The sequence below is a fragment of the Bartonella sp. AA83SXKL genome, from assembly GCF_042196965.1.
Taxonomy (GTDB): Bacteria; Pseudomonadota; Alphaproteobacteria; order Rhizobiales; family Rhizobiaceae; genus Bartonella.
Map to the genome: position 1 here is coordinate 338 of NZ_JBHIRG010000243.1, position 306 is coordinate 643.

The window sequence follows — 306 nt, forward strand, 5'->3', positions numbered from 1 at the left end:
TTTTATTTTATTTGGTCACCGCATATTTGTTAAGTTATTCAACAAACCATTTGCAATTGTCATTTTATCAGGCTCTCCAAGTAGAAGTCATTGGTGCTATCTTTTGCGGAATTTTCACTGTCCTAACTGGAAAACTCGCTGATCGTATTAAACGCAGAACTTTGATGATTTGCATCACAATAATTACTGGTATCTATTCTTTCGCAATTCCTTATTTCTTAAGCTCTGGAGTCATAGGAGTGCTTGCAATGTCTACCATTGGTTTGTCGATCATGGGAATGGTGTATAGTCCTCTTGGTGCTGTTT

1 protein-coding gene is annotated in these 306 nt (G+C 36.9%); it reads left to right on the forward strand.

The features are described from left to right. On the forward strand, positions 1-306 hold a 306-nt coding region (locus tag ACFINO_RS10880), incomplete at both ends, for an MFS transporter (RefSeq protein ID WP_375655869.1).